The organism is Nicoliella sp. ESL1120 (assembly GCF_058508515.1).
Genome location: NZ_CP196383.1, coordinates 74,646 through 99,268, shown reverse-complemented (window position 1 = coordinate 99,268; position 24,623 = coordinate 74,646). Strand labels below are relative to the sequence as shown.

General features: G+C 37.6%; 19 protein-coding genes. 17 read left to right on the top strand and 2 right to left on the bottom strand.

Annotation, left to right across the window (positions count from 1 at the left end):
- Position 1 precedes the first annotated feature (1 nt).
- Together ACSYTE_RS00420 and ACSYTE_RS00415 are read right to left on the bottom strand one after the other, a co-directional pair.
- The gene (locus tag ACSYTE_RS00420) at positions 2-895 is read right to left on the bottom strand and encodes a LysR family transcriptional regulator (RefSeq protein WP_491716763.1); all 894 of its coding nucleotides are present in this window, start codon (positions 893-895) and stop codon (positions 2-4) included.
- Positions 896-913: 18 nt separating this feature from the next.
- Positions 914-1,522, bottom strand: coding sequence for an SGNH/GDSL hydrolase family protein (locus ACSYTE_RS00415; RefSeq protein WP_491716762.1), 609 nt, complete (start codon positions 1,520-1,522; stop codon positions 914-916).
- A 264-nt stretch (positions 1,523-1,786) separates the two neighbouring features.
- Between ACSYTE_RS00415 and ACSYTE_RS00410 the strand changes: the two genes are divergently transcribed.
- The 17 genes from ACSYTE_RS00410 to ACSYTE_RS00330 all read left to right on the top strand — a co-directional run bounded on the left by ACSYTE_RS00410 (position 1,787) and on the right by ACSYTE_RS00330 (position 24,618).
- Entirely contained in the window at positions 1,787-2,617 is an 831-nt protein-coding gene (locus ACSYTE_RS00410; RefSeq protein ID WP_491716761.1) for an alkaline phosphatase family protein, read from the top strand.
- Between the two features lie 103 nt (positions 2,618-2,720).
- Positions 2,721-3,974, top strand: coding sequence for a NupC/NupG family nucleoside CNT transporter (locus tag ACSYTE_RS00405; protein ID WP_491716760.1), 1,254 nt, complete (start codon positions 2,721-2,723; stop codon positions 3,972-3,974).
- Between the two features lie 143 nt (positions 3,975-4,117).
- Positions 4,118-4,798: a helix-turn-helix domain-containing protein gene (locus tag ACSYTE_RS00400; RefSeq protein ID WP_491716759.1), complete on the top strand. Its 681-nt coding sequence runs from the start codon at positions 4,118-4,120 to the stop codon at positions 4,796-4,798.
- A gap of 140 nt (positions 4,799-4,938) precedes the next feature.
- Positions 4,939-6,360 carry a CAP domain-containing protein gene (locus ACSYTE_RS00395; RefSeq protein WP_491716758.1) on the top strand — a complete coding sequence of 474 codons (1,422 nt, stop codon included), beginning with the start codon at positions 4,939-4,941 and terminating at the stop codon, positions 6,358-6,360.
- Between the two features lie 156 nt (positions 6,361-6,516).
- Entirely contained in the window at positions 6,517-8,262 is a 1,746-nt protein-coding gene (locus tag ACSYTE_RS00390; protein ID WP_491716757.1) for a hypothetical protein, read from the top strand.
- 134 nt (positions 8,263-8,396) lie between these two features.
- On the top strand, positions 8,397-11,042 hold the full coding sequence (locus ACSYTE_RS00385; protein ID WP_491716756.1) for a glycoside hydrolase family 70 protein: 2,646 nt from the start codon (positions 8,397-8,399) through the stop codon (positions 11,040-11,042).
- A 12-nt stretch (positions 11,043-11,054) separates the two neighbouring features.
- Positions 11,055-15,035 (top strand): glycoside hydrolase family 70 protein, encoded by a 3,981-nt coding sequence (locus ACSYTE_RS00380; protein ID WP_491716755.1) that lies wholly within the window; start codon positions 11,055-11,057, stop codon positions 15,033-15,035.
- A 361-nt stretch (positions 15,036-15,396) separates the two neighbouring features.
- Positions 15,397-16,125, top strand: a complete 729-nt coding sequence (gene rsmG, locus ACSYTE_RS00375) for a 16S rRNA (guanine(527)-N(7))-methyltransferase RsmG (RefSeq protein WP_491716754.1) — start codon at positions 15,397-15,399, stop codon at positions 16,123-16,125.
- A 14-nt stretch (positions 16,126-16,139) separates the two neighbouring features.
- Positions 16,140-16,919: a ParA family protein gene (locus tag ACSYTE_RS00370; protein ID WP_491716753.1), complete on the top strand. Its 780-nt coding sequence runs from the start codon at positions 16,140-16,142 to the stop codon at positions 16,917-16,919.
- Positions 16,909-17,790 carry a ParB/RepB/Spo0J family partition protein gene (locus ACSYTE_RS00365; RefSeq protein ID WP_491716752.1) on the top strand — a complete coding sequence of 294 codons (882 nt, stop codon included), beginning with the start codon at positions 16,909-16,911 and terminating at the stop codon, positions 17,788-17,790. Before ACSYTE_RS00370 ends, ACSYTE_RS00365 begins: the two co-directional genes overlap by 11 nt.
- 15 nt (positions 17,791-17,805) lie before the next feature.
- Positions 17,806-17,994: a DUF951 domain-containing protein gene (locus ACSYTE_RS00360; protein ID WP_491716751.1), complete on the top strand. Its 189-nt coding sequence runs from the start codon at positions 17,806-17,808 to the stop codon at positions 17,992-17,994.
- 23 nt (positions 17,995-18,017) lie between these two features.
- Positions 18,018-19,118 carry a redox-regulated ATPase YchF gene (gene ychF, locus ACSYTE_RS00355; protein ID WP_491716750.1) on the top strand — a complete coding sequence of 367 codons (1,101 nt, stop codon included), beginning with the start codon at positions 18,018-18,020 and terminating at the stop codon, positions 19,116-19,118.
- Between the two features lie 15 nt (positions 19,119-19,133).
- Positions 19,134-19,883, top strand: coding sequence for a DUF1129 family protein (locus ACSYTE_RS00350; protein WP_491716749.1), 750 nt, complete (start codon positions 19,134-19,136; stop codon positions 19,881-19,883).
- 187 nt (positions 19,884-20,070) lie between these two features.
- Positions 20,071-21,210 (top strand): IMP dehydrogenase, encoded by a 1,140-nt coding sequence (gene guaB / locus ACSYTE_RS00345; protein ID WP_491716748.1) that lies wholly within the window; start codon positions 20,071-20,073, stop codon positions 21,208-21,210.
- A 201-nt stretch (positions 21,211-21,411) separates the two neighbouring features.
- Positions 21,412-22,101, top strand: a complete 690-nt coding sequence (gene croR / locus ACSYTE_RS00340; RefSeq protein ID WP_491716747.1) for a response regulator transcription factor CroR — start codon at positions 21,412-21,414, stop codon at positions 22,099-22,101.
- 19 nt (positions 22,102-22,120) lie between these two features.
- A complete protein-coding gene (locus tag ACSYTE_RS00335; RefSeq protein ID WP_491716746.1) occupies positions 22,121-23,344 on the top strand; it encodes a sensor histidine kinase in 1,224 nt (407 codons plus the stop codon).
- Between the two features lie 2 nt (positions 23,345-23,346).
- A complete protein-coding gene (locus tag ACSYTE_RS00330) occupies positions 23,347-24,618 on the top strand; it encodes a D-alanyl-D-alanine carboxypeptidase family protein (protein ID WP_491716745.1) in 1,272 nt (423 codons plus the stop codon).
- Positions 24,619-24,623: the final 5 nt, after the last annotated feature.

The window sequence follows — 24,623 nt, the reverse complement described above, 5'->3', positions numbered from 1 at the left end:
TTTAGTCTAGAATTCCTGATGGATAATTTTGTTTAATGAAATCCTTAATGTGGTCTAGCATTCTTCTAGTTGCAGGAGTTTTAATTTGAACTGAATTGATAACTAAGTAAATGGTTCGGTAGTATTTTTGGTCAAATGGATATACTTTGACTCCAGTTGGAATATTGGTCAATGCTAGCTTAGGTAAAATCCCCATTCCTAATTTGCTACGGACCATCGCCAGCATTGATTGATCATCAATACTAAATTGTAAGGCGGCATTGGTAACGTGATAGCGATCTAATACTTTTTTCGTATCGCCATAGTAGTCACTACGTTGTAAAATAAAACTTTGATTTTCAACGTCTTCGCTGGTAATGTTTTGCCCGTTTAATGGAATAAAGTCACTGGGGGTAATGCAGTAAATTTGATCTTTAACTAATGGGACCTTAATTAACTTTTCAATGATGGGGTCGCACGTAAAACCGATGTCGATCGTGCCTAATTTAGCATTATTGCCAATTTCATCGTAGGCATCTTGATCAACTGTAATTAAGATGTCTGGATATTGTTCCCGAAACGAACTAATTATTTGGGGCAGCCAGTTGATACAAACGCTACTAAAGGCACCTAATCTAACGGAACCAGCATTAAGTCCAGTGATGTTAGCAGCTTCTTGCTCTAGGCGTTGTTGAGTATTGATTATATCTTGAATAATCGGCATGACAGCATTGCCATCAGCAGTCAATTTAACCCCAGAACGGTTTCTGATGAACACTGAAAAGCCAAGAAATTTTTCAAGTTGATTGATCGCATGGCTAATTGCTGATGGGGTAACATCTAATAGTTTGGCTGCTTTGTAAAAGCTTTTTTCCTGGACTACGGCGCTAAATGCACGGTATGCAAATGAAATCATATTTGAAAATCCTCCTACCTAAATCAGGTGATTATTGGTGATGAATTTAGCGATATAGTCTGCCATGATACCGTAAGTATTAGCGTTAGGGTGAAGATGAGAATCATGGAGGCGTTCTTGGTAGTTTTCATCAGTCAATAGGTTAGGAGCGATTTTACGCCAATCAAGACAAGCAACTTGATGCTTAACGTATGTTGCAGCGATGCCGTCTTGTAGCTGGTGAAAAGAATAACCGCCAGCTCGAACGATTGAATCAGCGTTTTGATTGAAATCCCAGCGGTTCATCGGCACGATACCAAGTAATTTGGCTTGGGGATTTTTATTTTTGATTTCCTCAACATCGGCACCTAATTCGTTTTCAATCTCCTCAAGTGATGATGACATGTGTGCATAGTCATTAGTACCGTAAAATATAATTACCAGGTCATATTTAGTAAAGTCAACGCTGGACACCCGTGGGGTAAGATCACCATATTGATGGCGGGTGATCATCGCATTGTTCACACCATAGTTATCGACTTCACAATTTAATAATTTACTGAGTTCTTGCGGATAAGTGCCGGAAGTAAGATCGCGGTCACCATCGTATCCATTGGTGATGGAATCACCAAGTGCAAGTATTTTCAAAATGAATCCCCCTTAGAGATAATATTGTCTCTATTATATATTATGAATCCGAAAATGACATTAAATTTAGTGATATAATGTAGTTCCTTGGCAGGGGCAGGCCATTTGGTCGGCACTAATTATGGCATCGATTATTCCAAAATAATTTGGATGATTGGTGCTTTTTTTGATGGTGGCGCTTAAATTCTATTTACTAACAATTAATACACTGCTATAATCGTTATAAAGATTTTAAAGATTCTTAAAGTTTAAGGAGCTATTTAAATGAATTTTCGGCGAATTATCATCATTGATGTGGCTTCACTGGGGATGGGTGAAGCAAGCGATGCCAATCGGTACGATTCAGTTGGTGCTGATACCATTGGACACTTAGATGAACAGTTTACAGATACCTTAAAGTTGCCAACCCTTGAATCGTTGGGATTTGGCAATATTAGATGGGATCATCAATTACAGACGGTTCCAATGGTTGAGCATCCCAAGGGCTTCTATGGTAAGATGCATGCGGCTGTGGAGGCTAGTCATGCTTCCTCAACGTTGAGAGAAATGTTTGATTATTCCGAACCACTGCGGGTAGTCAGTATTTTTAATACTTTAGCACGCCAAGGATTCTCAAATGTGTTAATTTCAAGGTTTGTAAACTATCTAGAAAATCAAGATGTTTGTAAACAAGTACAATGTGCTAGCGATGATATTTCATTTGTGGAAGTTCTTTATAACTTAAAGAAGATCGAAGAGGGAATCATATATAATCAGGTTCCAGAATTATCAATTTCAGCGCGAAGTGGTGATGCTAAGGACTATGCCAGCCGCTTAATGATTATTGATAAACAAATTCAATTGCTAATGGATACAATGTTAGATACTGACCTATTGGTCATTACTTCTAGTTTTGCAAAGGATATTACAATTGATCTCCCCACCACTAGGGAGTACTTACCAATCATCTTATACGCAAAGCAGTTTACCGAGGGGCATTCCTTAGGGATTAGAAGAACTTTGGGTGATTTGGCAACAACAATAATGGAAAACTTTACTGATTCCATGAGTAAAGATAAATTTAAACATAGTTTATTACATGAACTAACTAAGTAACCCGCTAATTTGAGAGGAGTGATGTGTGACAAATTGGTGATTTGTTGCTCTGTTTCTTGTTTAGATTTAGTTCTTTATTTATTTACAGAAAGGATCAGTTTTAATGTATCTCTTAATTAACATCCTAGGAATCATTGTATTCCTTGCGATTGCGGTGCTTTTCTCTAAGAACCGTAAAAACATTAACTGGCGTTCAGTTATTACTGTTTTAATTCTCAATTTAGTGATTGCTTTTCTGCTCACTGAATTTACGTGGGGTCGTGAAGCCGTTAAGGCTGCGGCTGATGGCTTTAGTGGCTTAGTTGAAGTTGCTAATGCCGGGATTGGATTTGCGTTACCTAGTTGGCTTGCTTTGAAGACACCTGACTTTGTCACTAGTGCATTACTTCCAATCCTCTTGATCGTTCCGGTTTTCGATATTTTAACCTATATCGGAGTACTACCATTCTTGATCAAGTGGATTGGCCGGGGGCTTTCATTCGTTACTGGTCAACCAAAATTCGAATCATTTTTCTCAGTTGAAATGATGTTCCTTGGTAACACTGAAGCTTTAGCTGTTTCTCAAATTCAGTTGAAGCAAATGAAGGCTAATCGTGATTTAACGATTGCGATGATGTCAATGTCATGTGTTACTGCTTCAATCTTGGGAGCATATGTTCAATTAGTACCTGGTCAATTTGTTTTGACTGCCGTTCCATTGAACATTTTGAATGCGGTAATTATCACTAGTATTTTAAATCCAGTCGAAGTTACACCAGAAGAAGATACAATTGCAAAACTAGGTTCCAGCTCAGACGTTGCAGATGCGACCGCTGAAGCTGCTGATGGTGATTCTGCAAAGGGTCGCGAACCATTCTTCTCATTCTTGGGTGATTCCATTCTTGGCGCTGGGAAGTTAATCTTAATCATTACCGCTAACGTGATTGCATTCGTTGCCTTAGCTGCATTGATCGATAAGCTATTAGGCTTCGTTAACCCATGGCTTTCACTTGAACACGTTTTAGGAATCATCATGTTCCCATTTGCATGGTTAATGGGGCTCGATGTTCACCATGCCTTTGAATTTGCTCAATTTATGGGTAAGAAGTTGGTTACGAACGAATTCGTAATTATGCAACAAATTACTAAGACGATTAATAACCACAGCGTCTTTCCACCTCACTACCAAGCTCAATTGGTTGTATTCATTACTTCATTTGCGAACTTGAGTACTGTTGGGATGATCATCGGTGCATTTAAGGGGATCGTTGATAAGGAACACAACGACTTAATCAGTAAGAACGTTGTTTACTTGCTCCTATCCGGAATCTTAGTTTCACTAATGTCAGCAGGAATTGTTGGTTTATTCGTTTGGTAAGATTACACTAAACATCGAAAGGAAGTCACTACTGACTTCCTTTTTTTATACATAAAATGTTGTTATATCAATGATGTAACACGATAATTGCGTTACATTCAGAAGCTAATTTGCTATCGTGATCTTGGAAAGGAGTGCTTAAATTGGAATTTGCAACGGTATTAAAAAGCAAACGCAAATCGGCTGGGTTAACTCAGCAACAATTAGCCGATCAACTCCACGTGACGAGACAGACTTTATCACGATGGGAAAATAATTTGAGTTATCCGAACTTGGATACGTTGGTCAATCTAGGGGCAATTTTAAACGTGACGTTAGATGAGCTATTGAAGGGGGAAAACAATCGGATGGTTAATCAAATTAGTAATGATGTAAGATCAAAGCAAAAGTATAAATGGTACACGCTAATTTTAGCAAGCGGATTGGGAATTGTTAGTATTTTATTGCTGGGGCTAGGGATTTTAGGTTATGGTCGGGCGACCCAAAATGAATATATCGATGCAGTCAACCCGTTTTTAAAAACTCAGGTTGGTTATGCAACCCTGCCATTAAAGAGTCCAGAACCAATGAAAAAAGTAAGTGCGTATGTATCTGATGATCAATTTGGCGCTGGCAGTTGGCTGAAATTTTATACGGGTGAGTATGGTAAAGAGCAAAGATGGGCAGTTGTGAAGCATAAGGGTTCATACGTTTCGTCCATTCGCTTGATTTCAAAAGCTCAGATTCCAATTTCAATGCGAGAACAAGTTGGCCCGATATACGTGGCCAAAATGAAGGATGAACCTGCAACTTCTAAGCGAGTAGCTTGGTGGCCGTTTGATTAATGATAATTGAAGCACCCGATAATTGTTAAATAAATCTAGCGATTATGGGGTGCTTTTTTATTATTTAATAATTGCTAAAGATTTTTCGTTAATTTATAATTAAATTAACATTTAAAAATTTAAATTTTAGGAGTTATTATATGCTAAATAAATATATTTACAAAAGAGTAGCTATTGCTTTAGCAATATCATTGGGATTAACTAATGTTTTCATTATTAATGCTTCCGCTAAAAGTATCCATCAAGCTAAAGTCATAAGTGATACTGAATTCTCTAGTTCAAAAAATGTTCGAGGGACTAGTGGTAAAATATATTCAAACTATAAGCTTAATAAGGTTATTGGTAACTTAAAAAATTATAAAAACATTACCTTTAAGACTAATCGTCAATTTGTGATTAAAGATAAGAATGGTAAGAGAAGTACATATAACCTAATTAAGAGTAATAAAATTAAGGGGGTCGTTTTAAGTAAGTCAATTAAGTCGATTCAAGCAAAAAGAACACCGACTTCAAATAGTAATAATAGCAAATCAGATGATAATAAAAAGCACAATCAAGTTAATTTATCTGATTACTTTACCAGCGACGAGATAAATCAAATCAATGCATATAAAAGTGAAGCAGCTAATATTAATAATAGTGGTGCTGATGAAAATATTTACACTGAACCTTCACAAGTTAAGAATACTTTTAATCCTGGTCAGTTGAACCCGACGTTCATTAATACTACCGTTAAATGGATTAACTTCTTTAGAAACATGGTGGGGGTTAAACCTTTAAATGAAGATGATTCATGGAGTGCAGATGCTCAATATGGGGCTGCCGGATTAAACATGATTGCCGTTGCGAATAATTACGGTTCATTCCTAGCCCATGGTTTCGATAATAAATTTAAAACTTCATTTATTAGTGATCAAGATTTCAAAAGAGCATCTGATGCAACCTACTCTAGTAACGTTAATTATAGTTCATACTTTGATGGAGCAACTAAAATTGGTTCAATTCCTTACTCTGTAGTTAATGACTTCCTATCCGATGCCAATAATGATGACCCATCAGATGGACCTGGGCATCGAGAATGGCTAATTGGTAACATTGATAAAGTTGGAGTAGGACAATCTGGGGATTACAGTGACTATAAGATATTTGACGCTAATAATAACTTTAAAGGTAATCAAACTACCACTCCAGTTAATTTTCCTGCAAGTGGATTGTTCCCAATTAATTTAATAAAGGATGCAGATTGGACAATTTCACTCCCAATTAATTTTAATAATAATCCTACTGTACCAACTGTGACAGTTCACGATAATACCAGTAATAAAGACGTTGCAGTCACTAGTGTTAATATGAATGGAACCGTTGTAAATACCTATGATGGTGGAAGTTCTACATCCTATGGTTTCGGCTTCTTTGGTACTAATTTATGGTTCAAACCAAATAGTGATGACATTAAGGTTAACCACAGCTATACGATTACGGTCAACAATCTCCCTGGTTATTCTTCACCATATACCTACACCACCAAGTTATTTGATTTAGGGATTAAATCAAACGGTTAAATATAAATAGCTACATTAGAAAATGATCTAATGTAGCTATTTTTTTATACATAAAATGCTGATATCACAACGATTTAACATGATAATTGCTAAAAAAACTTAATTATTTTATAATTAAAATAATGATTTTAATATTTTTTATTAGGGAGCTTACATATGAAGAAAAAGAATATTTATAAATTGATTGCAGTAGCAGTAGTAGCAGTCGGCACTTTTGGGGTCTCAAATGCTAGTGCTTTTGCTAAGACTAACCAATCAGCTAAGTTAGTTAAAAAAATTAAATTAGCACATGCAGAAACTGTAAAGGGAAAAAATGGGGTTATTTATTCTAACTATAAATTGAATAAGGTAGTAAGTAACCTTAGGAAACATAAGAACGTTGCCTTTAAAACGAAACAAAAGTATGTGATTAAGGATCAAAAGGGTAAAAAACATACTTATAGTTTGATCAAGCATAAGAAACTTAAGGGCGTTGTGTTAAGTAACAAGCTAAAACTGGTTAAAGTCAAGAAGGCCAAGAAGCACCATAATGCCCATTCTCAAACCACTACTAATGTTAATAGCTTAAGTAATAATACCCCAGCAGTAAGTAGTGACAATAATGGGACTAACAACAATAACAATAATAACGGTTCACTTCCAACTACTAATCCCGTTACTCCATCAAGTAACCAAAGTAATGGTACTACGAGTTCCGTTGCCTCTAATTCGTCAACCAGTGCCAAAACTGCTAGTTCAACAGCATCTTCAGCATCTAATAGTGCTACTAGCAATGTTTCAAGCGCATCATCTGCATCAAGCTCAAGTGCGAGTTCAGCAACGTCAGCTAATTCATCAGCTAGTTCATCAGCTAGTTCATCATCTAGTGCTACATCTAGTTCAAATAGTAACAATGCAGGGCAATCAGCCAATTCAGCTAGTGCCAATGAATTAGCTAAATACTTTACGAGCAGTGAAATTAATCAAATTAATACTTACAAGAGTGAGGCAGCTCAGATCGGCAACGGAAACGCAGATGCCGACGTTTATAGTGCGAAACCAAATGTTAATGGGCAATTTAGCACTGGAAAATTAAACCAAAGCTATATTGATAACAGTATTCAATGGATTAACTTCTTCCGAAATATGTTAGGATTATCTTCATTGTCTGAAAATAGTTCATGGAGTCAAGATGCACAATACGGTGCTGCAGGATTAGCGGCACTGAACGTTAGTAACAATACGATTGGGACGATTCAACACGGCTTACCCGCTAGCATCGAACCTAGTTTCGTTAATTCACAAGATTGGCAACATGCTTCTGACGTAACCATGAATAGTAATATTGGATTTCAATTTAGTTATCCGACATCGAATCCCACCCCTTATGACATTGTTTCTGGTTTTTTAAATGATGGGAATAATGGAATTCCACAACTGGGACCAGGGCATCGTGAATGGTTAATTGGCAATATTAGTAGTGTTGGAATTGGTTATGTTTCAACTGATAATAATGGAAATTATTATGATTATAAGGTTTTTGATAATTCAAATGATGGCGAAGTATCTGGAGTCAACACCCCTGTTAACTTCCCAGGGAATGGATTATTCCCATTCGAATTAGTACAAAACACGCCTTGGTCAATTTCAGTTCCTTCTAGTTCATTCAATGCAACGCCAAGCGTTACCATTCACGATAATACCAGTAATGTTGATGTAAACGTTTCAGATGTAAACGCAGCTTCGATCAATTCGGGTTCTGGAACTGCTGGTTACTTTGGCGGCAACGTTTGGTTCACTCCAGATGCCAATGCCATTAAAGTAAATCACAGTTATACAGTTACTGTTAATAACTTACCTGGCTATAGTCAGCCATACACCTACACCACTAAGTTATTTAATTTAGGAATTGAAAGTAAATAATTTAATTTAAAGGGTCGTCATCCAAGTTCGCTTGTGATAGACGGCTTTTTTTGTGCAAAGTTTGCACGTATTAACATATTGAGATATTATTAATAAATGTTTAAGATTCAATTGAAAATAAGGATAAATTAATAATGTTTAAGAAAATCATAAGAACTTTTTTAGTGTTAATTACACTGCTTTTAGTTACTGGTACTTGGTTTGCGATTCAGTTTGCACCCAAAGCCATCGCAAGTACAGTGAAATTAACTGATATTAATAGTAATAATCGGGCTTATAATCATTCCACTGCTTCATTCTTTGATACGGCAGAGGGATTTTTAACGCCTGATTCTTGGTACCGACCTAGGAAAATATTGCGTGCGGGGACAACTTGGGTTAAATCAACTTCGTTTGATAAGCGCCCGTTGTTGATGGCTTGGTGGCCAGATAAATCCACGAAAGTTAATTATTTAAACTTTATGAATGGCCGTGGATTTGGGATTACACCTTCATGGCATACGACTGATGAATCAAACCACCAATTAGCGGTCGCTAGCCGTGCAGTTCAAGTTGATATTGAAAAAAAGATCAGCGCAACTGGACGCATCGGTTGGTTAAAAAAATTAATTACTCAATTTATTAATTCGCAATCACAATGGAATATTAAAAGTGAGGGCTATAATCTACAGGATGGTTTTCAAGGAGGCGCGTTACTTTACGGTAATAATAAGGACACGCCCGATGCTAACTCTAAGTATCGCATTATTAATCGTTATCCCAATCAGCAAACTGGTAAGTATAAATATAATGATGATGGCGAATCAGATGGGAATGAATTCTTATTAGCTAACGATGTTGATAACTCAAATCCGGTTGTTCAATCTGAGGATTTGAACTGGGTTTATTACTTGACTCATTTTGGTTCCATCACGCAGCATAATGCCAATGCTAACTTTGATGGCATTCGTTTTGATGCTGTTGATAATGTTGATGCGGACCTATTAAATATTATGTCAGATTACTTTAAGCAGGAATACCATGTGAACCAAAGTGACCAAAATGCCATTGATCACCTTTCCATTCTAGAAGATTGGGCCGGTAAAGATCCTAACTACGTTGAAGATCACGGCAATAATCAACTAACGATGGATGGTGATCAACACTTTGCGATGATTAATTCACTCGCGTTACCAGTAAAGCAACGAATGAATATGCAACATCTAAACGACTATACGATCGTATCTAATCGTGATAACGATACCAAACAAAATCAAGCGATCCCTAATTATTCATTTATGCGTGCTCATGATAGCGGAGTTCAAGAAATTTTATTTCAAATTATTCAAGATAAGTACAATCATAATTTTGTTGGTGGAAAGGTCGATCCGAAAGATTTGAGCAAGGCCCTAAAGGTTTATGATGCTGATGAACAGTTAACGAATAAAAAATATACGTATTATAATATCCCATCCAGTTATGCATTTATGTTAACGAATAAGGATACGGTGCCGAGAATTTATTATGGCGATATGTATAAGGATGATGGCCAGTTCATGGCAGAAGAATCACCTTATTATGATGCAATTGAGGCAATGCTTGAGGCACGCGTCAAATACGTTGCTGGTGGTCAACAAATGAAAGTGCAAAATGGTTTGTTGACGTCGGTGCGGTTTGGGGATGGTGCTAATAGCATTAATAGTAAGGGGAATTCGTTAACTAGAACCTCTGGAATTGGAGTTGTGATTGGTAACCAACCCCAACTCAAGTTATCTTCACAGGATAAAATCGTTCTTAATATGGGGGCTGCCCACAAGAATCAATATTATCGGTCGGTAATCACACCAACAATCGATGGGGTTAAGGCTTATTTATCAGATGCGGATGCTAAAACGGATGCTAATCCAGTTAAAACTAATGCTAAGGGCCAGTTAATTTTGAATAATAACCAGATTAAGGGGTACAGTAATCCTCAGTTATCTGGCTATCTATCCGTATGGGTGCCAGTAGGGGCAAAGGATAATCAAGACGTTAGAACTAAGGCTAGTTCTAAACATCATGGTGGCAAGCAAACCTTCCGATCTAATAATGCATTGGATTCACAGGTCATTTTTGAGGCGTTCTCTAATTTTCAGCCAATTCCAACTAAAACGAGTGAATATGAAAACGTGGTCTTGCCTAAAAAAGTGAATGATTTTAAAAAATGGGGTATTACTTATATGCAATTACCTCCTCAATATCGCTCCGTTACGGGGAACTCATTCGTTGATGCGACCGTGCAGAATGGATATGCGTTTAATGATCGTTATGACCTCGGATTTGGCAGTCCCACTAAGTATGGAACCGCAAGTGAACTAGCCAATACGATTGAAGCATTCCACAGTGTTGGGATTAAATCGCTTGCTGATTTTGTGCCGAACCAACTTTATGATCTGCCTGGAAGGCAGGTTGTTTCTGCAACGCGGGTCGATATTAACGGTAAAAAGATCAAGGGGACTAAACTATCTAATCGCCTTTATTTAGCGAATGCCCGTAGTTCTAAGAGTAGTTATCAGTATCAATATGGTGGGATGTTTTTAAAAACGTTACATCGTCAACATCCGAGCTTGTTTAATGTTAAACAAATTTCGAATGGTAAAAAATTAGTATATAGTAATCCACTACGCATTTGGTCTGCCAAGTATTTGAACGGTAGCAATATCCAAGGACGTGGGATTAATTATATATTAAGAAATTTAGCTACCAAAAAGTATTATATGGTGAAAAATAATCAATTTTATTTACCAGTAGGAATTAAATAGGGGGATTGAATAATGTTTAACGGACAAACCAAAAAACATTATAAAATGTATAAATCGGGTAAGCATTGGGTTACAGCAATGCTGTTCACAGCAACGATGGGGATTTTTTACGCTGATCAAGTTAATGTAAATTCAGTTAAAGCTGATACGCAAAGCAGCGTCAGTGCAACTAGCAGTTCTAGTAGTGCAAATGTTTCAGCGGCGAGCTCTAATGCTAGCATTAGTAGTGCCGCTAGCCAGTCATCAGTGGCACAAAGCAGCGCTAGTATTGATTCTAGTAGTAGTTCTAATTCGTCTAGTAGCACTAGTGATGTTAATACTTCTAGCAGCAATACTAGCTCAAGTTCTAGTAGTAGTTCAGCTGCTGTTGTGAAATCAAATGCAGTTCTTAAGAGTAGTTCATCGTCTGCTGATAGAACAACGAGTAAAAATGCTAATAGTACTAGCAAAATTAAAAGCCTTACTAATGCCGATGATGGAACCATTAAACGTTTATTGAAAAAATACAAGGTTACTAATATTAAGAAAAAGAACGGTAAATATTACTATGTTGATACATACGGTGATCCCCATTTGGGCGTTACTGTTCAACTAGGTAATCAAGTTATGTATTTTAACAAGAAAACAGGAGCATTAACTGCTAAGAAAGACCTCCCTATTACCAAAAGTGAGACTGTGAAATCAGATGATTTTACAACGAATAATGCATTTTATAACGTTGACAATGCTAGTATTACAAACGTTAATGGTTATTTGACCCCTGATACCTGGTATCGTCCAAAGAAAATTTTATCAAATGGTGATGATTGGACGGCATCGAATCAAAATGATATGCGCCCACTATTGATGACTTGGTGGCCAAATAAAAAAGTGGAAGCAAATTATCTTAACTTTATGAATAAAAATGGGTTAGGAGTGACACCTTCTTGGCATTCTGCTGGGGATGGGGCCAATAGCTTAAATCAATCTGCTAGACAAGTGCAAGTATCGATTGAAAAGAAGATTAATGCCAACAATGGTGATACAACATGGCTTCATAATCTACTGGATCAATTCATTAAAACACAATCCGAGTGGAATTTCGATAGTGAAGAACGTGGTTCAGATGGGTTACAAGGTGGTCAGTTCTTATACGTTAACGATCCATTAACTAGCGATGCTAATTCTAATTATCGTCTTTTGAATCGGGGCCTTTCAGATCAAAATGGAAAGACCTTGAAGCAAACGATTGCCTCCGGAGGGGACTTTGAATTTCTATTAGGGAATGATATTGATAACTCTAATCCGACCGTTCAGGCTGAAGATCTGAACTGGTTGCACTATGTCATGAATTTGGGGACGATTTTAAAGAATAATCCTAACGGTAATTTTGATGGGGTCAGAGTGGATGCGATTGATGATGTTGACTCTGATTTAATTCAAATTATTGGAAAGTACTTTAATGATGCTTATAAAACTAGTCAATCCGATCAAAATGCTAATAATCATTTAAGCATTTTGGAAGATTGGGATAATTGGATTGATCCATTCTACATGCGCAAGAATGGGAATCCACAAATTACAATGAATCCGCAACTGAAAAATGCACTCCAAGAATCCCTTTCAACAGCTGATCCTACCCAAAGGACCAATCTTGATTTTCTAATTAATGATGGGTTGGCTGATCGTCATGCTGATTGGAATGAGGTCGATGATACGATTCCTAGTTATAGCTTCTTTAGAGCACACGATAACTCTGTTCAAGGAATTGTCGGTCAAATTATTCAAGATAAATTTGATAGTTCTGTCAACCCAGATAATCCATCATCTACGATGCAAATTTTCCAAAAGGCCCTTAAGATTTATGCTGATGACGAATGGAAAACGGATAAAAAATATTCACTTTACAATACCCCAGCTGCCTACGCGCTATTATTGACTGATAAGTCCTTAGTCCCACGGGTTTACTATGGTGATATGTATATGGAAAATAAGCAGTTCATGGAATCCAAATCGCCATACTATGATTCGATCGATGCATTATTGAGGGCGCGGGTTAAATATGTTGCTGGTGGGCAAACATCTAACGTTCAAACAATGGTTGGAGCCCCTTCAATGACTAAGGCTAAGGATAAATATACCGGCGTTTTAACATCAGTTCGTTATGGAAAGGATATTTGGGGGCCTAAAAATGTTAATCCAAATAATAAGAGCGGAATCGCAATTGTTGAATCTAATAACCCTGAATTAAAGCTTTCTAGTAATGATAAAGTCGTTATCAACATGGGGGCTAGTCATAAAAATCAGGCCTTTAGACCATTGTTGAATACGACTAAGACTGGTTTGTCAGTCTTTAATAATGACTCAGATGTTAGTCAGTCCCAGATTAAATATACAAATGCCAAAGGGCAATTAATTCTAACTCGTGCAGATATTAAGGGATATTCCAACCCGCAGGTATCAGGATATCTTTCTGCCTGGGTGCCAATGGGGGCTGCTGATGATCAAGATTCTAGAACAGCTGCTTCCGCTACAAATAAGACCCAAAGCAAGAATGTTAAACAGAGTAGTAACTACGTATCAAATGCTGCTTTGGATTCTAACGTGATTTTTGAGGGCTTCTCTAACTTCCAATCATTCCCAACAACTGATTCACAAAGAGAAAACGTAGTGATTGCAAACAATGCCAACTTATTTAAACAATGGGGAATTACTAGCTTTGAATTTCCACCACAGTATAATTCGACTGAGGGTAATTCATTCCTAGATGAAACATTCCAAAATGGATATGCGTTTAGTGACCGATATGATTTAGGACTCAGTGGTCCGAACAAATATGGAACTGCCGATGAGTTGATTCAAGCGATTCAAGCGTTACATGCAAATGGAATTCAAGCGATGGCTGACTTTGTACCGGATCAAGTATATGACATGCCAAATAAGCAGTTAGTAACGGTTAAGCGGGTTAATAACTATGGCCAAGAATTAATTGGAACCAAGATTACGAACCAATTATACTATTCCAATACAATTGGTAGTGGTAACGACTATCAAGCCCAATATGGTGGCAAGTTCTTGGAAGCACTTCAAAAAATGTACCCAGATTTATTTACTACTAAGCAAATTTCGACGAATAAACCGATCGATCCGAGCGAAAAAATTACAACCTGGAGTGCTAAGTACATTAATGGAACTAATGTCCAAGGAGTTGGGATTGATTACATTTTAAATAATGGGATTACTGGTCAATATTTAAATATTAATAATTTAAGTACAATGCCACTACAAATGATGGGCCAATCCTTCAAAACTGGATTCGTTCAAAACGGTAAGAACATTAATTATTACACTTATAGTGGCTACAAGGCTAAGGATACATTTATTAGTTACGATAAAAAGACCTATTATTTTGATGATAATGGAAATATGGTATTTGGGTTGCAAAAAATTAACGGCTCTAAATTCTTCTTCTTACCCGATGGTTCTGAATTAACTAATTCAGTTTATCGTGATAGTAGCGGCAAACAATATTACTTTGGTGCAAATGGTGGGATGTATCATTCAGGATTCTTTACTGATCCAGAACTAGGAAACCCTAGATACTTCTTTGCAAATGGTGTTATGGCTAAGGGTAGAACCCTAGTGAACGGTCAATATCAATATTTTGATCGTGAAAACGGAGACCAGGTTGCTGGCGGCTGGGGTGGAAAGTATTACTATGATGCTAATACTGGTAATGAAGTTCGGAACCAATTCGAAAACATTAATAATAAATGGTATTACCTCAATAAGGATGGCCAAACAACATCTGGGACGAAAGTGATAAACGGAGTTGAATATCACTTTAATGAAGATGGTGTTCAAACTCGTGGTGCTGTTGTTTTTGGTAAACACGGGGTAAAGAAGTACTATAGTATTAGTGACGGCTCATTAGTTAAGAACAATATTGTGATTTACAAGGGAATTAAATACTCCGCTAACAACAAGGGATATTTAAAAATAATAAAAAAATAGGTTGATTTCAGCCATTTTTTGAAGATACTGATAACTTCAGTATCTTTTTTTATTAAAATTTAAAAAAGTTATTTCTTTCTTTGGATTTTATGTTACAATACTATTCGTGTCGTGATTCAGGGTCACCTTTTGATGGATTAGGTGGACGATGTCATGAATTTGCTTTGTGCGGTGGCTTGCTTAAACTGCATGTACATATTTACCAGTCGCAAAGCTTTTAGCCGCTAAAGGTAGGAGCTTATTTTTTTTGCTTAAAGATATCTTTCAATTTATCCAGCACCGTTATTTTATGATAAAATAAAAGTTGACTATCTATAAGTATTAATGGGTAAAGAAATAGAATTATTAATGGAGTAATTAAATGAATCCAGAAGAATTTAAAGCACAATTGGCTCATAATGGAATTGAGTTAACCGATAATCAAATGAAGCAGTTTGATACATACTACCAGCTGTTGGTAGCAACAAATAAAAACGTTAATTTAACAACGATTGTTGATCGAAATGACGTTTATTTAAAGCATTTTTACGATTCTATTACTCCCGCATTTTATTTTAATAAACTGCAAACAGAGCCACTTACTATCTGTGATGTTGGTGCAGGGGCTGGATTTCCATCCTTACCAATGAAAATCGTTTTTCCCCAGTTAAAAGTAACGATCGTAGATTCTTTGAACAAACGGATTAATTTCTTGAATGATTTAGTTGCAAAGCTAGGTCTTACTGATGTTAAGACCGTTCATGCACGTGCCGAAGAGTTTGGCGGTAAAAAGTCTGCTAGTCGGGAGTCATTTGATATTGTTACTGCCCGTGCAGTTGCTCGAATGAGTGTTTTAGCAGAGCTATGCTTGCCACTCGTAAAAGTTGGCGGCAATTTAATTGCACTTAAGGCTGCTAAAGCTGCTAGCGAATTAAGCGTTGGCCAAAAAGCAATTCAGTTACTGGGTGGTAAGTTGACCCAAGACCATGAATTTGAGTTGCCTGTTTCAAATGATGAAAGAAATATTGTGGTGATCGAGAAGGTAAAACCAACCCCAAGTCAGTATCCACGTAAGGCGGGAACGCCAAATAAAAAACCAATTGGGGAATAAAAGGAGGGCTTAAGATGGCATATGTAATCGCATTAGCTAACCAAAAGGGTGGCGTCGGCAAAACAACGACTGCTGTTAATTTGAGTGCAGATTTAGCGTCTTTAGGAAAGCGGGTTTTATTAATTGATGCTGATGCACAGGGAAATGCAACTAGTGGGATTAATATTCAAAAAAAGTCGATTAAAGAAAATCAGCTCCCCACAATGTATGATATTTTAGTTGAAGATGCACCAATTAAAGATGCCGTTATTCATACCGATTATGACCACTTAGATGCAGTTCCTGCGACAATTGATTTATCTGGTGCTGATATTAAGTTAGTTTCTAAAATGGCGCGCGAGACCATTTTAAGAACAGCGATTGCTGAAGTGGAAGATGATTATGATTATATCTTAATCGATTGTCCACCATCGCTTGGTTTGATTACCGTAAATGCGTTTACCGCTAGTGATTCCATTTTAATCCCAGTTCAAAGTGAGTATTATGCGTTGGAGGGCCTTAGCCAATTGCTAAATACTTTTAATTTAGTTAAAAAGCATTTTAACCCAACCCTTAAAATTGAAGGCATCTTGCTTACGATGTTTGATTCACGCACTAACTTGGGCCGTCAGGTCAATGAGCAAGTTCGCGATTATTTTAAGGATAAGGTTTATGATACTGTAATTCCACGGAATGTCCGACTATCAGAAGCACCTAGTTATGGAAAACCAATTAATGATTATGATCCTAAATCTAAGGGTGCAGTTGTATACATGAAACTTACAAAGGAAGTGTTGGCTGCTCATGGCAAATAAAAAAGGTTTAGGCCGTGGGATTGAAGCGTTATTTTCAGATAATGAAGTTCAATCCGAAGAAACGGTCAATGATATTAAACTTGCGGAGTTGGTTCCGAACCCATACCAACCACGGACCAGATTTGATAAGGATGCGCTTAATGATTTGGCAAATTCAATCAAAAAATCAGGCGTATTCCAACCAATTATCGTAAGAAAAGCAGCTAAGAATGGTCAATATGAAATTCTAGCTGGTGAAAGACGGTTTAGAGCATCTGAGATTGCGGGTAAAAAAACAATTCCAGCCATCATTCGGAATGTTACCGATGAAAAGATGATGGAAATTGCGGTTCTTGAAAACTTACAAAGAGAGGACCTAACAGCAATTGAGGAGGCTGAGGCCTATAACACGCTAATGGTGAACTTGAACTTAACGCAAGCTCAAGTTGCTAACCGCCTGGGAAAAAGTCGCTCATACGTTGCTAACTACTTAAGACTACTTGGCTTACCTAATGAAGTTAAAGCGATGGTGCAAAAAAAGCAGTTATCAATGGGGCAAGCAAGGGCTTTGTTATCAATTAGTGATAAGGCGGAATTGAGAAAATTGGCGAAACGGGTCTATGAGCAGACTTTGACGGTTCGTCAAATCAATCGCGAGATCGAAGAAATGGGCAGTGGCAAGCGTTCTAAAAAGGCAAAGAAGGGCGCTCGTGGTGGTCATAAATCTCCGTTCCTCAGAGCAACTGAAGATCAGCTCCAGGATCGCTTTGGAACCGCTGTTTCAATCAATGGCAATCGTTCTAAACGTGGTCATGGGAAAATAGAGATCGATTACATGTCTAATGACGATTTGAACCGAATTCTAAAAATATTAGATATTAACATTGACTAGATTGGAGTTTTTGCAATGTATGAACTACATGATATTGTTGAAATGAAGAAGCCCCATCCATGCGGTGCGAACCGTTGGGAAATTATTCGGATGGGTGCCGATATTAAAATCAAGTGTACTAATTGCGGTCATATTGTAATGCTTCCCAGACGTCAATTTGATCACAAAATCAAAAAAGTACTTGAAAAACACGAAACAGAATAAACAGAAAGTGAGCGAATTTTTTTATGTCATTAACAGCAGGAATTATTGGGCTGCCTAACGTTGGTAAGTCAACCCTCTTTAACGCAATTACAAATGCCGGAGCAGAAATGGCGAACTACCCATTTGCTACGATCGATCCCAATGTGGGAATGGTGGAAGTACCAGATAAACGATTAGCGCGGATTCAAGAATTGATTCCAGCTAAGAAAATCGTGCCAACTACGTTTGAATTTACCGATATTGCTGGAATCGTTAAGGGTGCTAGTAAGGGTGAAGGACTAGGAAATAAGTTCTTGGAAAACATTCGTCAAGTCGATGCCATCGTTCATGTAGTGCGTGCATTCGATGATGATAATATCACCCACGTTACTGGTAAAGTCGATCCAATTGCTGATATCCAAACGATTAACTTGGAATTAGGGATTGCTGATCTGGATGCTGTTAACAAGCGGTTAGGAAAAGTTGAACGGGCCGCTAAGGGTAAGGATGAAGATGCCCTAGCGGAAAAGGCAGTCTTAGAGAAGATTAAGCCCGTTCTCGAAAATGGTGGCTCAGTGCGTTCAATCGACTTTAACGAAGACGAAGCCAAAATCGTAAAGGGTGAGTTCTTACTTACCTCAAAGCCAGTCCTTTACGTTGCCAACGTTAGTGAAGATGATATGGCTGATCCTGAAAGTTCAGAATATTTCAAACAAGTGCAAGATTACGCAACCAAGGATGGTGCTCAAGCAATTGGAATTGCTGCTGAAACAGAAGAAGAAATTGCTGAATTAGATGATGATGATAAGCAAACCTTCCTTGAAGCTGAAGGGGTTGAAGAACCTGGCCTAAACAAGTTGATTCGGGCTTCTTATAAGTTATTAGGGCTTGAGACATTCTTTACCGCTGGTGGAAAGGAAACTAAGGCATGGACTTATCTAAAGGGAACGAAGGCACCACAAGCTGCTGGGATTATTCACTCTGACTTTGAACGTGGCTTTATTCGAGCTGAAGTAATGTCATTTGATGACTTAGACCAACTCGGTAGTGAAAGTGCCGTTAAGGAAGCTGGAAAGCTACGGGTCGAAGGAAAAGAATACGTCATGCAAGATGGTGACATTGTTAACTTTAGATTTAACGTTTAATAACGGAGGAATTGAATGAGTAACGATAATCGAAAACGAAATGCAGCCGCTGCTGCACAACAAAAGAAGGCTGCTGCTAAAGTAGAAGAACGTAATGCCTTCGATAACATGGGCTTAACGAAGCGGAATGCCGAGTACATGTTTCGTTTTAAACAGCAATTAGATCGGGTCAATTTACCTGCTGAAAAGAAACAAACGACGGTTGAATCAATGGTCACTGAATTGGTCAAGGAACAAAAAAGTGGGGCCACCGCTCGGAATCTTTATGGAACGATCGAACAACGAATTGAGTTCATTAAGAATCCACCGCGTGAAAAAGAGGAGTTATTCACTAACTACTGGTCTAACGCCGTTTATAACTTTTTAATTTTTCTGGCTTTGTTCTCAGTGTTATATGGAATCACCCTCTTAATGTCCAAGAATGTTACCGCAGAACAAGCTAAGTCTTCTGGGGTTGCTGTTATCTTAGTTACTTCAGCTATTACTGGGGCACTAATGCCGATTTTCACCCGTCTCTTTGATCCAGCTGTTAAACACACCAGCAAGTGGTATATGCGATTATTAGGGATGCTGTTGCTTGCAATCGTCTGGATTTCTGTGTTCTTTGGCCTGGTATTGATAATTCCAACAGCCATTAATCCAGTCTTGCCAGGGGTGGTTTATATCATTATCGCATTGGTATCTGCTGGGGTATCATTGTGGGTTCGTAAAAATTACAACATTACAACTGGATTGTTCGTTTCTAGAAGGCCAGTTCGTAAATAATCAAAAATTTGACGCTGAATTGTTCGTGAATTCAGCGTTTTTTGTTCCAAAAATAAGATAATGATGTGAAAAAGATTAGTTTTTACTTGTTTGATAAAGTTTTGTTTACAAGTATATTTTTTTTTGGTAAATTAGAAACAATATAATTTTACACAGTTGAATATTTATAAAAGGAGCGCTTTAAATTATGTCTAATTGGGATACAAAATTTGCCAAAGAAGGAATCACATTTGATGATGTTTTATTGATACCTGCAGAAAGCCACGTCTTACCGAACGAAGTTGATACCAGTGTCCAATTAGCACCCAATTTAAAGCTAAATGTGCCATTTTTAAGTGCCAGTATGGATACCGTTACTGAACATGAAATGGCCATTACTTTAGCTAATTTAGGTGGATTAGGTGTAATTCACAAGAACATGGTGATCGATGATCAAGCTAAAGAAGTAGAAAAGGTTAAGGCGGTTGAAAAAGACGCCAAGCGTTTTCCAAATGCTGCTGTTGACTCAAATAATCATTTACTAGTTGCCGCTGCCGTTGGGGTGACTAGTGATACTTTCAAACGTGCAGAAGCATTGTTAAATGCTGGGGCTGACGCAATCGTTATTGATACTGCGCACGGTCATTCCGCAGGGGTTTTACGGAAGATCAAGGAAATCCGTGATACCTATCCAAAGGCCACTTTAATTGCTGGGAATGTTGCAACCGGTGAAGGAACCAATGCTTTGTTCAGAGCTGGGGTGGATGTAGTTAAGGTCGGAATTGGTCCTGGTTCAATTTGTACCACTAGAATCATTGCCGGAGTTGGGGTTCCTCAACTAACTGCCATTTATGATGCTGCTTCAGTTGCTCGTGAATGGGGCAAGCCAATCATTGCCGATGGTGGAATCAAGTACAGTGGTGATGTTGTTAAAGCAATCGCTGCTGGTGGAAATGCCGTTATGCTAGGAAGTATGTTATCAGGAACTGACGAAGCTCCTGGTAAGGTCTTCGAAGAAAACGGGAAGAAGTACAAGGCATACCGTGGAATGGGAAGTATCGCTGCCATGGAACATGGTTCAAAGGACCGTTACTTCCAAGGGGAAGTGAATGAAGCCCAAAAGCTCGTTCCAGAAGGAATTGAAGCTCGGGTTGAATACAAGGGTAGCGCTAAGGATGTTATCTTCCAGATGGTTGGAGGTTTACATTCTGGAATGGGCTATACCGGAGCTAAGGATATTCAAACCATGATCGATCGCGCTCAATTTGTCAGAATTTCAAATGCTGGACTAATTGAATCGCATCCACATGATGTCCAAATTACAAAGGCAGCTCCTAATTACAAATAAAATAAATAACAAAAAGCTAAGGAATGGGCTTTCTCAATTCCTTAGCTTTTTTTAGATTATAATTAGTATGATAAAATAGAAATGTTAAAGTTTTGTAAATCAAGTAAAATAGTATTAAAGAATAAACCTTAAGAAAATAAATTTGGCTTTAATTTGTTACACTATAATTAATAAAATTATGAAATTAAGGATGATGATATTATGAAAATTTTAGTCGTAGATGACGATAAAGAAATCGCACAATTATTAGAAATTTACATCCGAAACGAAGGATACGAACCAATTTCTGCTTACAACGGTAAGGACGCTCTTTCGGTGTTACGGACTGAAAATGACATCGGTTTGATGATCTTGGATATTATGATGCCAAATATGACTGGAATTGAAGTGCTCAAGGAATTGCGTCGCGATTCTAAGTTACCAGTGATTATCCTATCTGCTAAAACCACCGATATGGATAAAATTCAAGGGTTGATCAGTGGAGCCGATGATTACGTTACTAAGCCATTTAATCCATTGGAAATCATGGCCAGAGTGCGCTCCCTTCTAAGAAGAAGTCAAGATAAGATGACCAATGATGAACCCGATGTATTAGATATTGGTTCATTAACCATTAATAAGGATTCACATGAAGTAAAAACATCTGATGATAAGGAAATTCAGTTAACGGCACTTGAATTTGGGATTTTATACCTCCTAGCTAGCCATCCTAATCGAGTGTTCTCAGCTGATGAAATTTTTGAACGCGTTTGGAGACAAGAAAGTGTGGTTTCAGCTAAAACCGTGATGGTTCACGTGAGTCATTTGCGTGATAAAATTGAAGAAGCCACTAATGGCGAAAAGGTAATCCAAACCGTTTGGGGTGTTGGATACAAGATTGAAATGAAATAATTAACGGGGATACTTTAAATTGAAATTAACAACACGAGAAAAAACGGAGCTGTTTGGTGAAGGGGTAATTACCTTAATCCTACTATTGTTGCTTAATTTGTCGATAATTGTATTATTTAGCCAGGCGCTTTTTCATAATCCAGGATTAAAATTTGGGTTTATTACAATTAAGCATTCTATTTTTACTAATCCGGGCGCTCCATTTCAAAATCCGATGGGGCATCCCGCTCCGTGGTGGATGAAACTATTAACGTGGCAGAATATTTTGACAGCATTGATGGGAATCGTGGACCTAGTAGTAATTTACTGGCGGCTATTACGTCGCTACCATTTAATTCAATTACGGCATGTAATTGATGAAATTCATTACATTGCTGATGGTCATTTTGATCACCGCATTCCATTTAAAATTAACAGTGAGAATCAAAAGGTCGTTGATAGTGTTAATTCTTTGGTCGATAGTGTAATTGAATCTATGAATGAGGAACGCGCAATTGAGCGTTCTAAGGATGAATTAATTACTAACGTATCCCATGATATTAGAACGCCCCTAACATCGATTATTGGCTACCTAGGGTTAATTGAATCTGGTGGCTATAAGAGTAAGGAAGACCTGCTTAAATATACCCACATTGCTTTTTTTAAGTCTAAGCAGATGAAGTCATTAGCAGATGATTTATTCGAATATTCAAAAGCACGGACATTGCCGACGAATCTCCAAATGAATCGGGTCAATGTTAAACAACTAGTTGAGCAGCTAGCAATAAGTTCTGAACTAGAAGCGGAAAAGAAGAACATTAAAATTATTACTGAATGTAAGGATGATAATCTGTACATCGAAGCTGATGCCGAAAAATTAGGGCGGGTCTTTAATAATTTAATTTCAAATGCGTTGAAATATGGAAAAGACGCTAGACACATTTACCTAAGTGCTTCCCAAATGAATGCCAATGAAGCGGTTATTTCGGTTGCAAACGATGGAGAACCAATCCCTAAGAAATCAATTAACCAAATTTTTGAACGGTTTTACAGGGTTGAAACATCACGAAATAAGGAAACCGGAGGGACCGGACTTGGTTTAGCGATTGTCCAAAACATCGTTGATAGTCATAATGGATTTATTAAAGTTGAATCTAACCGCAAATTAACGAGTTTTGCGATTCATTTGCCAATTCATGCTGATCAACCGTTGAAAAAAACAGGATTTGAAAAATTAAAGTTTACAGATAAGAAGGATAAATAGTTATGAATATTACTCACCGATTTTCTAAAATGATTTTGATGATCGGAATCGTTTTGATGACTTTGGCCTTGCCGATTTCAGCAAGTGCCAGTGCTGTTAAGACAACTGCGCAGCCAGATATTGATGCCACAACTGGAATTGCAATTGATGCGAATACAGGTCAAATGCTATATTCTAAGAACATCAATAAACCAATGGCATTAGCCTCGATGAGTAAATTACTGTCTTTGTATATCGTTAGAAAAGCAATTGCAGAGGGCAAAATTAGCTGGAATCAAAAGGTTCCAGTATCCTCTGCTTTACATAAATTAAGTGTTGATACCACATACGCTAATGCACCGTTAGCTGAGGGAGAGCACTATACAGTTAGACAAATTTACCAAGCGTCATTTGAATCAGCTAATGCTGCAATGATGTCATTAGCGAACCTAGTTGGTGGCTCAACGCAGAACTTTACGCTTATGATGCGCAAAACGGCTAAGCAGTTGGGGATTACCGATGCTAAGTTATATACTGCTTGTGGTTTAACCAACGGGGAAGTTGGTAAAGCCCTTGGCATGCCAGATGCTAATGATAACGATGAAAATAAGATGTCTGCGCGTGATATGGCGACCATTGCAAAGCAATTTATTAAACAATTTCCAGATGTTTTAAATAATACTTCCGTTAGTGAGTATACATTAGGGGGCAAGACCCTAAGGAATGGTGACTACATGTTACCAGGGGGAAGTGAGTACGATAAAAATCTGCCAGTTCAAGGGCTGAAGACCGGGACTTCTTCTACTTGTGGGGGAAGTTTTATTGGAACGACTAATCGGGATGGACACCGCATTATTACTGTTGTGATGCATGCTTCCAATACGATGCCTACCGATCCTGGTCGCTTTATCCAAACTAAAAAAATTATGAACTATGTTTATGATAACTACCGCTATGTAAGCCTTGCCAACGGCTCAACCACCGCTTATCAAAAAGTTGCGGTTCCCGATGGTAAATCCACTAGCGTTAAAGTTAAAACCAAAGCACAATTTAATTACTGGATTGATAAAAATGAAGCTGGTTCTAATGTAAAATTAAATTTGGACGATAACGTCAAGGACGGTAAGGGGATTAAAGCTCCAGTGAAGGCTAATCAAAAAATTGGGAATTTAACGTTTACCGATTTTAAGACATTAAATAATAAACAATTATCAGTGCCAATGGTAGCTAGCAATTCTGTTGATGAAGCTAACATCTTTGTTCGATTCTGGCGCGGCTTGACTAATCTATTCTAAAAAAA